The sequence below is a fragment of the Nonomuraea sp. NPDC049378 genome (assembly GCF_055586745.1).
The window spans coordinates 593,100-606,760 of the sequence record NZ_JBVJHP010000001.1; the positions used below are offsets into that span (position 1 = coordinate 593,100).

Consider the following 13,661-nt stretch of genomic DNA (forward strand, 5'->3'; position numbering starts at 1 on the left):
CGGCCTGCGCGCACGCGCCCCGCCCCGCAGGCCCCAGTGCCCCGCAACCCAGCCCATCCCCTCGTCTCCGGCTTCCAAGGAGCCCGCCATGGACCTTCACCTCTCCGGCAAGGTCATTCTCGTCACCGGTGCGACCAGCGGCATCGGCCTGGCGACCGCCCATCTGCTCGCCGGGGAAGGAGCTCAGGTCGTGGCGATCGCCCGCGGCACCTTCCCTCAGCCCGCGCTGCCGTCTGCCACACAGCTCATCCGCGCCGACCTCACCGATCCGGCGGTCGCGACGCAGGTCGTCACACAGATCATGGACCGCCACGGCAAGCTCGACGGACTGGTCAACAACGCGGCCGCCCTGATCTCCCGCGACTCGTTCGCCGACATCGACGACGACCAGTGGCACGCCACCTTCGAGCTCAACCTGCATTCAGCTGTCCGGCTCACGCGAGCTGCGCTGCCGATCCTGACGCAGAACCCCGAGGGAGGCAGCATCGTCCACGTCGCCAGCGAGGCGGCCCGCATGCCCGACGCGTCCATCGCCGACTACGCCGCGTCCAAGGCGGCACTGCTGTCGGTGTCGAAATCCCTGGCCGCGGCCCTCGGCCCGGCCGGGGTGCGCTCCAACATCGTTTCTCCGGGCCCTACGCGCACCGCGCTCTTCGACGCTCCTGGCGGCTTCGCCGAGCAACTGGCCCAGCGTTTCGACCTGCCGCCGGCAGACGCCGTCGACCACTTCATCCGCGTCGAGCGGCGCCTGCCCACCGGGCGCATCGGCACCCCGGAGGAGGTGGCCGGCGTCATCGCCTACCTGCTGTCCCCCCGCGCCGCCCAGGTCACCGGCGCCGAATGGGCCATCGACGGAGGAGCCCTGCGCCAACTGTGAGACGGCAGCACGACGTGCACAAGAGTCCCCGTCCCTGGGCAGGCGCCCTTGGGCACGTCGTTGTGAGCATGCCGCCGAGCCGCGGCAGGGGCGGTGCCGCCCCCGCGCGCGGCCTCGGCCCCGGGTGCGAGGCGCGTCAGCGGTCGGCAGGCTCCGGCTCCACCTCCTTCGCCCTGGCGTCGCGGGACGACTTCATCAGGCTCAGCACCGTGGTCACCGCCAGGGTGCCGAGGATGACGCCGAGAGAGACCATGATCGGGATCTCCGGCGCCCACGACACGCCGTCGTGGTGCAGGGCCTCGAGGATCAGCTTCACCCCGATGAACGCCAGCACCACCGACAGCCCTTTGCTCAGGTAGACGAGCCGGTCCAGCAGCCCGCCGATGAGGAAGAAGAGCTGCCGCAGCCCCATGAGGGCGAAGGCGTTGGCGGTGAACACCAGATAGGGCTCCTTGGTGAGCCCGAAGATGGCCGGGATGGAGTCGAGTGCGAACAGCAGGTCGGTCGTCCCGATGGCGACCATCACGATCAGCATCGGGGTGACCATCCTGCGGCCCAGATGCACGGTGAGCCGGGCGCCGTGATAGGTGTCCGTGGTCGGGAGCACCCGGCGCACCGTGCGCAGGGCGAGGTTCTCGGAGAATTCCGCGTCGTCGTCCTCGTGGCCGATCAGCTTCCACGCGGTGTAGACGAGGAACGCGCCGAAGACGTAGAAGAGCCAGTCGAACCTGGAGACCGCCTCGGCGCCGGCCGCGATGAAGGCGCCGCGCATCATCAGCGCCAGGATGATGCCGATGAGCAGCACCTTCTGGCGATACTGACGCGGCACCTGGAATCGGCTCATGATCAGCAGGAAGACGAAGAGGTTGTCCACGCTGAGCGAATACTCGGTGATCCACCCGGCGAAGAACTCCCCGCCGTGCGCGGGGCCCGACAACAGGAGCAGGCCGGCGCCGAAGGCCACGGCCAGACCCACGTAGAACGACACCCACCCCACACATTCCCTGAAGGAGGGTTCGTGCGGGTTGCGGGCGACGAGGTAGAAGTCGAACGCGAGCACGATGCAGAATCCGCCGATCGTGGCCAGCCAGACCCAGACGGGCAGGTTCATCGACGCGACCCCTTCCTGGCCGCCTGCAGGGCCTGGGCGTGCTTGACGTACTCACCGAGCAGCGCCTTGGCCTCAGGGTTCGCGCCGGCCCTGCGCATGAGCCAGTGCGGCATGAGCCGCTCGTGCAGCCAGACGAAGCCGATCGCGAAGCCGAGCGCCACCATCGCCTGGTACGCCAGGAACGGCAGCACGCCGTCGGCCATGCCGACCCCGGCCACGCTCTCCTGCATGAGCCGGGACACGGGGAAGGCCGCCATCCAGAACAGTCCGACGGGCCCGAAGGTGCCGGGCCGGAACACGCCGTGGCCCAGGAGCACGCCGTACAGCCCGCCGAAGAGGCCGAGCGGCACGGCGAGCGCGAGGGCCGACAGCGCGGCCATCCCGGTGGGCTGCCCCGCGAGCAGGGTCAGCCCACCGGCCATGGCACCGGCGGCGGCTCCGATCGACGCCCCTGGCAGGGCGAGTTCGAGGCTGTGCCGTCCGATCATCAGCCCACGACCACGCCATAGGCGAACAGGCTGTAGAACAACATCCCCAGGTAGAACACCGCGCCGAACCCGATGATCACGTTGGTCCACCACTTGGGCCTGATCGGTTTGGGCAACATGCGGTTGTTCACCAGGAGCAGGGTCACGCAGTACGCGCCCATCGCGAACGTCGACAGGAACGCCAGCGTGTCCAGGATCCCGCTGGGTCCGTCGGCCGGGCCGAACAGCAGGATCAGGATGCCGAAGATGATCACACCCCAGAGGAAGATCGCGTACAGGTGCGACATGCGGACCTTCTTCGCGCCGGGCACGAAGTTGTACGTCATGTCGGCCTGGCCTCTGGAGAAGGAGTCGAACAACCCCAGCGTCGCGTTCAGGCCGATGAGCGCGATGAACCCGAGGAAAACCACCCCGAGTACCGAGCTGCCCGCGGAGGAGACCGCGTCCGCCATCGCGGTGAGCGCCACCTCCCGGTCATCGCCTGCGATCACGTCGCGCACGCCCGGGTTCTGCCGCACCGCCGACTGGGCGATCACCGTGAAGGAGATCGTGACCAGCATGGTGATGCCCCAGAACAGAAGGAGGGCGTCGAAGGTGACCCAGCGCCGCCAGCCCTTCCACTTGGCCATCTCAGCCGGGTCGTCGGTGTCGAACATGAACCCGCGCGAGGGCATCTCCTCCTGCTCGCCCGCGTGCCGCAGCCCGCGGACCTTCGGCATGTGCGCGCCCATGCCGGCGCCGGAGTCACGCAGGTGCAGCGTGTACCACATCTGCTGCATACCCGACGGGCCGGCGAACGCGCACGCCCCGACGATCACCGGGAACCAGGCCGCGGTCATGGCCTCCGGCGGCAGGTAGCCGAAGGAGAACATGCCGGTGATCGTGGTGACCACGTCGTTGAAGGTGCCGACCATGGCGGCGACCACGGCCGTGCCGAGCACGAGCGCGCCGATGAGCAGCGACAGCACGTTCTCCAGCACGTTGTAGATCACCTTCGCCAGGCTGAAGATCACGCCCACGAGGATCAACCCGGCGACCGCGGTCACCACCCAGGGTATTCCGGTGATCTCCTCGAACGCCGCCGCTCCCGCCGACAGGTGCCCCGGCCAGATGTAGACGGCGATGGCGACGATGAAGAAGAACCACATCAGCGGCTTGAACACCCTGGCCGCGCCGGAGAAGATGCTCTCCCCCGTGGCCATGGCGTACCGCGCCATCTCCAGCATCACCACGGCCTGCAAGGTGACGCCGATCAGGAACAGCCACCGGATCTCCGGCCCGAACAGCAGCACCAGCCGGGGCCACATGTACGACTCTCCCATGCCCACGCCCAGGGCGACGAGGAAGACCGTCGGCCCGAGAATGTGCACCGATGGAGGCGCGTCGGGGAGTTTCCTGATGGGCATCGGCTCGAGCCGGCCCGCTTTCCATACTCGTTCGTCCTCCACCGGTGGCGCGGCCTGCGCCGCCGGTGGTGTGTTCGATGTGTCCACCTACGGACCTCCTGGGGGGTTGTTGCCTTTCTGCGCTGCTGCCCCGAATGGCCCCCTCGCCTGGCTGCTGTGCGATCTATCGGCTCTGGCCCAGCAGCCCGGCCGCCCTGGCCCAGCGGTACTTCGCACCGAGGACCGCCACGGGCTTCTCAGTCGTGTACGGGTACGCGACCACGCCATGCTCGAACAGGTATTCGCTGGCCTCCTCAACTTCGGTGTCCCCGGCGAGCGACGCCACGACCGGCTTGACGTTGCCCTTCTGCCGCTCCTCGGCCACGACGCGGGCGATGAGCTCGGCGAAGACCATCGGCGGCGTCACGATCGTGTGCCAGTAGCCCAGGACGAGCGCGTGGATGCGCTCGTCGGCCAGGCCGAGGCGGACCGTGTTCTCGTACGTCGATGGCGGTTCGCCGCCGGTGATGTCGATGGGATTGCCCGCCGCCCCGAAGGGCGGGATGTAGGCGCGGAAGGCCTCGTCCAGGTCGGGCGGGATGTCCATGAGCGTCAGCCCGGCGTCGACGATGGCGTCGGAGAGCAGCACGCCCGAGCCGCCCGCCCCGGTGATGATGACGACGTTCTCGCCCTTGGGCGCGGGCAGGATCGGCAGCGCGCGGGCGTACTCCAGCATGTCGTTGAGGCCCGGCGCGCGCACCACCCCGGCCTGCCGGAGGATGTCGTCGTAGACCTTGTCGTCGCCGGCCAGGGCCCCGGTGTGCGAGCCGGCCGCCCGCGCGCCCATCGCGGTGCGTCCCGCCTTGAGCACGATGACCGGCTTCTCCTTGACCACGCGGCGGGCGGCGTCGACGAAGCCGCGCCCGTCCTTGAGGTCCTCCAGGTGCATGGCCACGGCCTTGGTGTTGTCGTCCTGCTCGAAGAAGGTGAGCAGGTCGTCCTCGTCAACGTCGGCCTTGTTGCCGACGCCGACGATGGCGGAGACGCCCATCTTGGTGGTGCGGCTGAAGCCCAGGATGGCCATGCCGATGCCGCCGCTCTGCGAGGTCAGCGCCACGCTGCCCTTGACGTCGTACGGCGTGCAGAACGTCGCGCAGAGGTTCTCCGGCGTGTAGTAGTAGCCGTAGATGTTGGGGCCCAGCATGCGCACGCCGTGCCTGCGCGCGATCTCGACGATCTCCTGCTGGCCCTCGACGTTGCCCGTCTCGGCGAACCCCGACGGGATCATGACGGCGCCCGCCACGCCCTTCTTCCCGGTCTCCTCCAGCGCCGCCGCGACGAACTTGGCGGGGATGGCGAACACGGCCACGTCCACGTCGCCGGGGACGTCGGAGATGTTCTTGTACGCGGGCAGCCCCATGATCTCGTCGGCCTTGGGGTTGATCGGCAGGATCTGCCCCTGGTAGCCGCCGTTGATGAGGTTGCGCATGACGGAGTTGCCGATCTTGCCGTTCTCCGCGGAGGCGCCGATCACCGCGACCGAGCGCGGCTTGAAGATCCGCGTCATCTGCCGGAGGATCTCCTCGCGCGGCAGCCGGGTGACCTCCGCGGGCTTGTCCCCGATGAGGATGCGCACGTCGGCGGCGACCGCGCCGTTCGCGTCGGCGAAGACGGGGTTGAGGTCGACCTCGATGATCTCGGGGAAGTCGGTGACCAGCCGGCCGACCCGCTCGATCAGGCCCGCGAGCGCCTCCCGGTTGGCGGGTTCGGCGCCGCGAGCACCACGGAGGACTTCTGCCGCCCTGATGTTGTCCAGCATCCCAAAGGCATCTTCGCCCGAAAGCGGGGCAAGCCTAAAGGTAACGTCCTGCAAAACTTCGACCAGGACACCACCAAGTCCGAACGCGACGACCTTGCCGAACGTGGGGTCGGTGACGGCGCCGACGATGACCTCGTGGCCGCCGCCGACCAGCTGCTGCACCTGGATGCCGTCGATCTTCGCGTCGGGGTTGTAGGCGCGGGCGTTGGCCAGGATCGTGTCGTAGCCCTCCCGTACCTCGTCGGCGCTCTTCAGGCCGACCAGCACGCCGCCGGCGTCCGTCTTGTGCAGGATGTCGGGCGAGACGATCTTGAGGACGACCGGGAGCCCGATCTTCTCGGCGATCTCCGCCGCCTCCGCGGCCGACGTGGCCAGCCCCTCGCCCGGGGTCGCGATGCCGTACTCCTCGCACAGCCTGCGTCCTTCGGGTGCTGTCAGGGCGGTGCGCCCTTCGGCGAGCGCCTTGTCGATGACTTCCCTGACCACTTAGATGACTCCGTTCGTCTTGAGTTCGGCAAGCTCGTCCGCGCTGACGCCGAGCTCGCCGTAGATGTCCTGGTTGTGCTCGCCGAGCAGGGGCGGGGTGACGACGTCCACCGGAGAGTCCGACAGCTGCAGCGGGCTGCCGACCGTCACGAACTCACCGCGCTCCGGGTGGTCGACCTTGACGACGATGCCCTCCTCGCGCAGGCTCTCGTCCTCCACCAGCTCCTTGGTGGACAGGATCGGCCCGCAAGGGACGTTGGCGCCGTTGAGCCGGTCGAGCACCGTCCACTTGTCGTGGCGGATCGTCCACTCCTCGATGAGCTGGAACATCTTGTCCAGCTTGGTCAGCCGCGCCTCCGGCGTCGCCCACTCGGGGTCGTCCGCCAGCTCGGGACGGCCGATGATGTTCGCGATCGGCTCCCAGCCGACCGGCTGCACGATCACGTAGATGTAGTCGTTGGGGCCTCCGGGAGCGCAGCGCACCGCCCAGCCCGGCTGGCCGCCGCCGCTGGCGTTGCCCGAGCGCGGCACCTCGTCGCCGAACGTCTTGTTGGGATACTCGCGAAGCGGGCCGTGCGCCAGCCGCTGCTGGTCGCGCAGCTTGACCCGGCACAGGTTCAGCACGGCGTGCTGCATGGCCACCTGTACGCGCTGGCCGCGCTGGGTCTGCTCGCGCTGGTAGAGGGCCGCCAGGATGCCGGCGACCGCGTGGATGCCGGTGCCCGAGTCGCCGATCTGCGCCCCGGTGGCCAGCGGCGGGCCCTCCTCGAAGCCCGTGGTGCTCATCGAGCCGCCCATCGCCTGCGCGATCACCTCGTACGCCTTGAACTTGGCGTACCGGCCGGAGCCGAAGCCCTTGATCGAGGCGTAGATGAGGCGGGGGTTGAGCTCCTGGAGGCGTTCCCAGGTGAAGCCCATGCGGTCGACCGCGCCCGGCCCGAAGTTCTCCACCAGGACGTCCGCGTTCTTCACGAGCTCGGTGAAGAGCTCCTTGCCGCGCTCGCTCTTCATGTTGAGGGTGATGCTGCGCTTGTTGCAGTTGAGCATCGTGAAATAGAGGCTGTCGACGTCTGGCACGTCACGGAGCTGCTGCCGGGTGATGTCGCCTTTGGGTGCTTCCAGCTTGACCACGTCCGCGCCCAGCCACGCGAGCATCTGGGTGGCGGACGGGCCGGACTGGACATGGGTCATGTCGAGGACGCGGACACCTTCGAGAGCCTTCATGTCGCTTTTCCCCTACTTGTACATGGTCTGGTTCATCGTTCCGGGGGCGTAGACCTCCGGATCGACCCATACGTTGATCAGTGACGGCTTGCCCGACTCCCTGGCCCGCTCCAGCGCGGGACGGATGTCGGCCGGGTCCCGGACCTCCTCGCCGTGGCCGCCGAGGAGCTTGGCGAACTCGCCGTAGCGGATGTCGCCGAGGGTGTTGCCGACGCGCGCGCGGTCCTCGCCGTACTTGGCGGCCTGGCCGTACCTGATCTGGTTCATCGAGGAGTTGTTGCCGATGACCCCGATGAACGGCAGGTCGAAGCGGACCATCGTCTCGAAGTCCCAGCCGGTCAGGCTGAAGGCGCCGTCGCCGAACAGGCACAGCACCTCCTTGTCGCGCCGCGCCTGCTTGGCCGCCATCGCGAAGGCGGTGCCGACGCCGAGCGTGCCGAGCGGCCCCGGGTCCATCCAGTGGCCGGGCGACTTCGGCTGCACGACCTGGCCGGAGAAGGTGACGATGTCGCCGCCGTCGCCGATGTAGATGGTGTCCTCGGTGAGGAACTCGTTGATCTCGTGGACGAGGCGGTAGGGGTCGATGGGCTGGGCGTCGGAGTGCTGGCGGGGCAGGCGCTTCTCGTACGCCTGGGTCTCGACCGTGCGCAGCTCCTCGAGCCACGCCTTGCGCTTGGCGGCGGCGTCCCCGATGCGGCCGCTCGCCGCCTGGGCCGCGGCGGAGAGGATGAGGCCGGCGTCGCCGACGATGCCGAGGTCGATGTCCCGGTTCTTGCCGACGGTGCGGTAGTCGAGGTCGATCTGGACGACGGTCGCGGTCGGCGACAGGCGCTTGCCGTACCCCATCCTGAAGTCGAACGGGGTGCCGACGATGATGATCAGGTCGGCCTCGGTGAAGGCGTACCTGCGGCTGAGCTGGAAGTGGTGCGGGTCGCCCGGCGCGAGCGTGCCGCGGCCCGAGCCGTTCATGTACGCGGGCACGTTGAGCGCCCTGACGAAGTCGATCGCCGCGTCGGTCGCCCGGCACGTCCAGACCTGGCTCCCGAGCAGGATGGCCGGCTTCTCGGCGTGCGCCAGCAGGTCGGCGAGCCGCTCGATCGCCTCGGGGTCGCCTGCCTGGCGGGTGGAGGCCCGGTAGCGCCCGGTCTCCGGGATCCGCGCCTTCTCGAGCGGGACCTTCGCGTCGAGCACGTCGCGCGGGATCTCCAGGAACGACGGGCCGGGAGCGCCGTGGTAGCACTCGCGGAAGGCCATGGACACGATGTCGGCCACCCGTTCCGTGCTCGGCACCGTGGCCGCGAACTTGGTGATGGGGGCCATCATGTCCACGTGCGGCAGGTCCTGGAGCGAGCCCATCTTGTGCTGGCTCAGAGCCCCCTGGCCGCCGATGAGCAACATGGGGCTCTCGGCGCGGAAGGCGTTGGCCACGCCGGTGACCGCGTCGGTCGTGCCCGGTCCGGCGGTGACCACCGCGCAGCCGGGCTTGCCGGTGATGCGCGCGTATCCGTCCGCGGCGTGCGCGGCTACCTGTTCGTGGCGTACGTCTATGACCTCGATGCCCTCATCGACGCAGCCGTCATAGATATCGATGATGTGGCCGCCGCAGAGCGTGTAGATCACTTCTACGCCCTCGGCCTTGAGCGCCTTGGCTACGAGATGACCGCCAGAGATCGTTTCCGACATCCTTCAACCCTTTCCGGGGGACGGAGCGCTGTCTTCCGCATACTGCATACCGTATGAACGCAATGGTTACTCCCTCCTGAACGGCCTGTCTAGCCCCCCGGGGGCAACTCGATCAGCTCGACCTGCTCACCGGACCACCCCGCAGGCACCACGGCCAGGGCATCCGCGAGCGCGGCGCCCCACAACGAACCGGGCCGGTCATGTCCCACAGGCACGGCCCCGCGGCCGGACCTCCTGACCGGCACCAGCCGCGTGTCCCTCGGATGCGCCCTGACCGGGCCGGCGAGCGCGCTCGTCTCCCTGCCGATTGATGTGCCGATTGATGTGCCGATTGATGTGCCGATTGATGTGCCGATTGATGTGCCGGCCGATGCGCCGGCCGATGCGCCGGCTGATGCGCCGGCTGATGCGCCCGCCGCCTCGCGCACGATCGGGGCCAGCAGGGTGAGCGCCGCGGCGAGGGCCGCGAACGGGTTGCCCGGCAGCCCCACGACGAGCCCGCCGCCCGGCAGCCGGGCCAGCATCTGCGGGTGCCCCGGGCGCACGGCCACGCCGTCGACGAGAAGCTCCGCCCCGAGCCCGGCCAGCACCCCCCGGAGGTGGTCGGCCGGCCCTTTCGACGACGCCCCGCACACGACGGCCACGTCGCCGCCCTTCCCCGTCGTGAAGGGCGGCCCGGCGAGGGCTTCGCGGAGGGCGCCGGGACCGTCGGGCAGGCGGGTCGTGCCGACGACGCGGCCGCCCGCCCACTCCACGAGGCCGGGCAGGAACGGCCCGATGGCGTCGCGGACCCGGCCTGGCGCGGGGAGTCCTTCGTGCACCACCTCGTCGCCGGTGACCAGGACCGTCACCCGGATCCGGGGCCGCACCCGCAGGGTGTCGTGGCCGAGCGAGGCGGCCAGCCCGAGCACGGCGGGAGTGACCGTGGAGCCCGCCCCGAGCACGACCGCGCCCTCGGCGACGTCCTCGCCCCGCCGCCGGATGTGCCGCCCGGCCTCGACCGCGCCGCCCACCCACAGGGGATCCGCCACCGGACGTCGCTGCGGCCCCGGGACCGCGCGGGCGTCCGGACGTCCGGGAGGCGGTGCCGCGATCGCGTGCTCGTAGGGCAGCACCGCCTCCGCCCCCGCCGGGGCGGGTGCGCCGGTGGCGATCTCCACCGCCTCACCCGCCCGCAGCACTCCCCCGTACGGCGCTCCCCCGGCCAGGACGCCGCCCACGACCAGCCACGGCCCGGGGCCCGCCACGGCGTAGCCGTCCATCGCCGCGACGTCCACCCCTGGCACCGGCACCAGGGCCGTCACGGGGGCGGCCAGGCGGCGGCCCAGCGCCTCCTGGAGCGGGACCCGCGCCGGCTCCAACCGCCCCACCGACCGTGCCGCGAGGGCCCGCGCGGCGGCCCATGACATCGCTTCCACCACTGGTTCATGCCGAACAACGGTCACAGGTACGCTCCTTGACCCGACTTTTTCCATACTGTATACCGAATGCACGGTGGGTCTCGTCCAGCGATCCACCGCAGGCGGCGGAGAATTCGCGCCTACAGTTCCCCGCGTCCAGCGAGCTACTGCAGGCAGCGGAGATCCGCGCCTCCGGTGGGGTCGCGACGGCGGCCCACCGCTGTACGGGGGCCGTACAGACAGTCCGACGCGAGAACGGAGCGGATGATGAAGGTCGCTGTTCTTGGCGCCGGCGCCATCGGCGCATACGTGGGGGCCGCCCTCCACAGAGCGGGAGTCGAGGTGCACCTCATCGCCAGAGGCGAGCACCTGCAGGCGATACGCGCCGCCGGTGTGCGGGTGCTCACCCCCAGGGGCGATTTCGTCGCCCATCCCCATGCCACCGACGACCCCACCGAGGTCGGCCCGGTGGACCACATCTTCCTGGGCCTCAAGGCGAACAGTTACGCCTCCGCAGGCCCCATGATCCGGCCGCTTCTGCACGAGGCCACGAGCGTCATCGCCGCGCAGAACGGCATCCCGTGGTGGTATTTCCACGGACTCAAGGGCCCGTACGAGGGCTACCGCATCGAGAGCGTCGACCCGGGCGGCGCGGTGACCGCCGCGCTGCCGCTGCACCGGGCGATCGGCTGCGTGGTCTACGCCGCCACCGAGATCGAGGCTCCGGGCGTGATCCGCCACCTCGAGGGCACCAGGTTCTCCATCGGCGAGCCGAACGGCGAGCTGACCGAGCGGTGCGCCGCCTTCAGCCAGGCAGCGGTGGAGGGCGGGCTGAAGTGCCCGGTGGAGCGTGATCTCCGCCGGGATGTCTGGATCAAACTCATGGGCAACATCGCCTTCAACCCGATCAGCGCGCTCGCCAGGGCGACGATGGCCGGGATCTGCCGCCACGACGGCACCAGGGAACTGGTCGTGGCGATGATGCGGGAGACGGTCGAGGTGGCGCAGCGGGTGGGCTGCGATCCCGGCATCTCGATCGAGCGCCGGCTGCGGGGGGCCGAGAAGGCCGGCGAGCACAAGACGTCCACGCTCCAGGATCTGGAGAAGGGTAAACCGCTGGAGCTCGACGTGCTGCTGGCGGCGGTGGTCGAGCTGGCCGACCTCACCGGAGCGGAGGTGCCGACCCTGCGCGCGATCCACGCTGTGAGCGATCTGCTGAACGCGAACCTTGTCCGCGCGGTCTAGCTGGGAATACCGTGATTGTATACAGAATGGAGGGATCATGAGCTATGACCGCCTGACCCATCCACTGGTGCGCGAGAACGGCGTGCTGCGCAGGGCGAGCTGGGAGGAAGCGCTGGAGCGCGCGGCGGAGGGATTCCGCCGCAACGTCGCCAAGCACGGCCCCAACTGCTTCGCCATGCTGTCGTGCGCCCGTTCCACCAACGAGATGAACTACGTCGGGCAGAAATTCACCCGCGTGGTAATAGGCACCAACAACGTGGACTCCTGCAACCGCACGTGCCACGCGCCGAGCGTGGCCGGTTTGTCGGCGGTGTTCGGCAGTGGCGGCGGCACCTCCTCCTACCAGGAGGTCGAGGACACCGACGTGATCGTCATGTGGGGTTCGGCGGCCAGGAACGCCCACCCCATCTTCTTCCAGCACGTCCTCAAGGGCATCCGCAAGGGCGCGCGGATGTTCGCGGTCGACCCCCGCCGCACCGGCACAGCCCAGTGGGCCGACCTGTGGCTGGGGCTCAACGTCGGCACGGACATCCCGCTCGCCCACGCGGTGGCCCGCGAGATCATCCACTCCGGCCTGCACAACGAGGCGTTCATCGAGCGGGCCACGATCGGCTTCGAGGAGTTCAAGGAGTCGGTCGAGCCGTGGACGCTCAGCGCGGCCGAGCAGGTCACCGGCGTGCCCGCGGCCGCCATCCGCGAGTTGGCCCACGCCTACGCCCGCGCCGACCGCGCCCAGCTGTGCTGGACGCTCGGCATCACCGAGCACCACAACGCCACCGACAACGTACGGGCACTCATCAACCTGTCCCTGCTGACCGGCCACGTCGGCCGCTACGGGTCGGGCCTGTCGCCGCTGCGCGGGCAGAACAACGTGCAGGGCGGCGGCGACATGGGCGCCATCCCCAACCGCCTGCCCGGCTTCCAGGACATCCTCGACCCGGACATCAGGGCCAGGTTCGAGAGCGCGTGGGGCCGGCCGATCCAGCCTTCGTACGGGCACAACCTCACCGAGATGCTCGAGGCGATGGCCGAGGGCGAGGTCACCACCTGCTATCTGATCGGTGAGAATCCCGTGCAGTCGGAGGCCGACTCGCTGGCCTGCGTCAAGCGCCTGTCCATGCTCGACCACCTCGTCGTGCAGGACATCTTCCTCACCAAGACCGCCCAGATGGCCGACGTCGTGCTGCCGGCCAGCGCCGCCTGGTGCGAGGCGGACGGCACGTTCACCAACAGCGAGCGCCGCGTCCAGCGGGTGCGCAAGGCCCTGGAGCCGCCGGGCGAGGCCCGCGACGACATCTGGATCATGTGCGAGATCGCCCGCAGGCTGGGCCACGACTGGCACTACGACGGAGCGGAGGAGGTCTGGAACGAGCTGCGCGCCCTGTCCCCGCAGCACACGGGCATGACCTACCAGCGGCTGGCCGACCTGCAGGGCATCCAGTGGCCCTGCCCGTCGGAGGACGAGCTGGAGCCCCCGTACCTGCACGGCAGGCTCTGGGAGAACGACCCGTCGAAGCGGGGCACGCCGGCGCCGTTCGCGGTGTTGCGGCACTCGCCGCCGGTGGACCTGCTGGACGACGAGTATCCGCTGCGGCTGACCACGGGCCGCCGGCTCGACTCCTACAACACCGGCGTGCAGTCGTCCGGTTTCGCCTCGCCGCTGCGCCGCGGGGAGACCATCGAGCTCTGCCCCGAGGACGCCGAGCGGCTCGGGCTGACCGAGGGCGAGGAGGTGCGGATCACCTCGCGGCGCGGCTCGGTGACCGCCCCGGTGTACATCGACCCCGCCCTGCGGCCGGGGCTCGTGTTCATGACGTTCCACTTCCCCGACGAGGTGGACACCAACTCCTTGACCATCGAGGCCACCGACCCGATCTCGGGCACGGCCGAGTTCAAGGCCGCCGCCGTACGCGTCGAGAAGCTCGTCAAGGCTGGGTGATCAG

10 protein-coding genes are annotated in these 13,661 nt (G+C 69.7%); 3 read left to right on the forward strand and 7 right to left on the reverse strand.

What is annotated here, in order from left to right; all coding sequences use genetic code 11:
- The first annotated feature begins 88 nt into the window (after positions 1–88).
- Complete coding sequence (locus ACZ6SA_RS02650; protein ID WP_465826261.1) at positions 89–877, forward strand: SDR family NAD(P)-dependent oxidoreductase; 789 nt, start codon at positions 89–91, stop codon at positions 875–877.
- Between the two features lie 136 nt (positions 878–1,013).
- On the opposite strand, the gene ACZ6SA_RS02655 is transcribed toward ACZ6SA_RS02650, so the two are convergent.
- The 7 genes from ACZ6SA_RS02655 to ACZ6SA_RS02685 all read right to left on the reverse strand — a co-directional run bounded on the left by ACZ6SA_RS02655 (position 1,014) and on the right by ACZ6SA_RS02685 (position 10,482).
- Positions 1,014–1,988, reverse strand: a complete 975-nt coding sequence (locus ACZ6SA_RS02655; protein WP_347641769.1) for a TerC family protein — start codon at positions 1,986–1,988, stop codon at positions 1,014–1,016.
- Positions 1,985–2,476, reverse strand: a complete 492-nt coding sequence (locus tag ACZ6SA_RS02660; protein ID WP_443150338.1) for a hypothetical protein — start codon at positions 2,474–2,476, stop codon at positions 1,985–1,987. Before ACZ6SA_RS02660 ends, ACZ6SA_RS02655 begins: the two co-directional genes overlap by 4 nt.
- The gene (locus tag ACZ6SA_RS02665; RefSeq protein WP_465826264.1) at positions 2,476–3,969 is read right to left on the reverse strand and encodes an Nramp family divalent metal transporter; all 1,494 of its coding nucleotides are present in this window, start codon (positions 3,967–3,969) and stop codon (positions 2,476–2,478) included. The genes ACZ6SA_RS02660 and ACZ6SA_RS02665 overlap by 1 nt, the downstream gene beginning before the upstream one ends.
- Positions 3,970–4,045: 76 nt before the next feature.
- Entirely contained in the window at positions 4,046–6,166 is a 2,121-nt protein-coding gene (locus ACZ6SA_RS02670; RefSeq protein WP_465826266.1) for an acetate--CoA ligase family protein, read from the reverse strand.
- A complete protein-coding gene (gene frc / locus ACZ6SA_RS02675; protein WP_347641766.1) occupies positions 6,167–7,390 on the reverse strand; it encodes a formyl-CoA transferase in 1,224 nt (407 codons plus the stop codon).
- Positions 7,391–7,402: 12 nt separating this feature from the next.
- The gene (locus ACZ6SA_RS02680) at positions 7,403–9,073 is read right to left on the reverse strand and encodes a thiamine pyrophosphate-binding protein (RefSeq protein WP_347641765.1); all 1,671 of its coding nucleotides are present in this window, start codon (positions 9,071–9,073) and stop codon (positions 7,403–7,405) included.
- An 89-nt stretch (positions 9,074–9,162) separates the two neighbouring features.
- On the reverse strand, positions 9,163–10,482 hold the full coding sequence (locus tag ACZ6SA_RS02685) for a molybdopterin-binding protein (protein WP_465826268.1): 1,320 nt from the start codon (positions 10,480–10,482) through the stop codon (positions 9,163–9,165).
- 258 nt (positions 10,483–10,740) lie between these two features.
- Here ACZ6SA_RS02685 and ACZ6SA_RS02690 point away from each other — a divergent pair, with 258 nt between their 5' ends.
- Both ACZ6SA_RS02690 and ACZ6SA_RS02695 read left to right on the forward strand, forming a co-directional pair.
- On the forward strand, positions 10,741–11,718 hold the full coding sequence (locus ACZ6SA_RS02690) for a 2-dehydropantoate 2-reductase (RefSeq protein WP_347641763.1): 978 nt from the start codon (positions 10,741–10,743) through the stop codon (positions 11,716–11,718).
- Between the two features lie 37 nt (positions 11,719–11,755).
- On the forward strand, positions 11,756–13,657 hold the full coding sequence (locus ACZ6SA_RS02695; RefSeq protein ID WP_347641762.1) for a molybdopterin oxidoreductase family protein: 1,902 nt from the start codon (positions 11,756–11,758) through the stop codon (positions 13,655–13,657).
- The last annotated feature ends 4 nt before the right edge of the window (positions 13,658–13,661 follow it).

What these genes read in the sequence shown, in the direction of transcription:
- ACZ6SA_RS02680 (WP_347641765.1), bottom strand. Translation starts at nt 9,073, where the DNA reads ATGTCGGAAACGATCTCTGGCGGTCATCTCGTAGCCAAGGCGCTCAAG.
- frc (WP_347641766.1), bottom strand. Translation starts at nt 7,390, where the DNA reads ATGAAGGCTCTCGAAGGTGTCCGCGTCCTCGACATGACCCATGTCCAG.
- ACZ6SA_RS02660 (WP_443150338.1), bottom strand. Translation starts at nt 2,476, where the DNA reads ATGATCGGACGGCACAGCCTCGAACTCGCCCTGCCAGGGGCGTCGATC.
- ACZ6SA_RS02650 (WP_465826261.1), top strand. Translation starts at nt 89, where the DNA reads ATGGACCTTCACCTCTCCGGCAAGGTCATTCTCGTCACCGGTGCGACC.
- ACZ6SA_RS02685 (WP_465826268.1), bottom strand. Translation starts at nt 10,482, where the DNA reads ATGTCATGGGCCGCCGCGCGGGCCCTCGCGGCACGGTCGGTGGGGCGG.
- ACZ6SA_RS02655 (WP_347641769.1), bottom strand. Translation starts at nt 1,988, where the DNA reads ATGAACCTGCCCGTCTGGGTCTGGCTGGCCACGATCGGCGGATTCTGC.
- ACZ6SA_RS02690 (WP_347641763.1), top strand. Translation starts at nt 10,741, where the DNA reads ATGAAGGTCGCTGTTCTTGGCGCCGGCGCCATCGGCGCATACGTGGGG.
- ACZ6SA_RS02695 (WP_347641762.1), top strand. Translation starts at nt 11,756, where the DNA reads ATGAGCTATGACCGCCTGACCCATCCACTGGTGCGCGAGAACGGCGTG.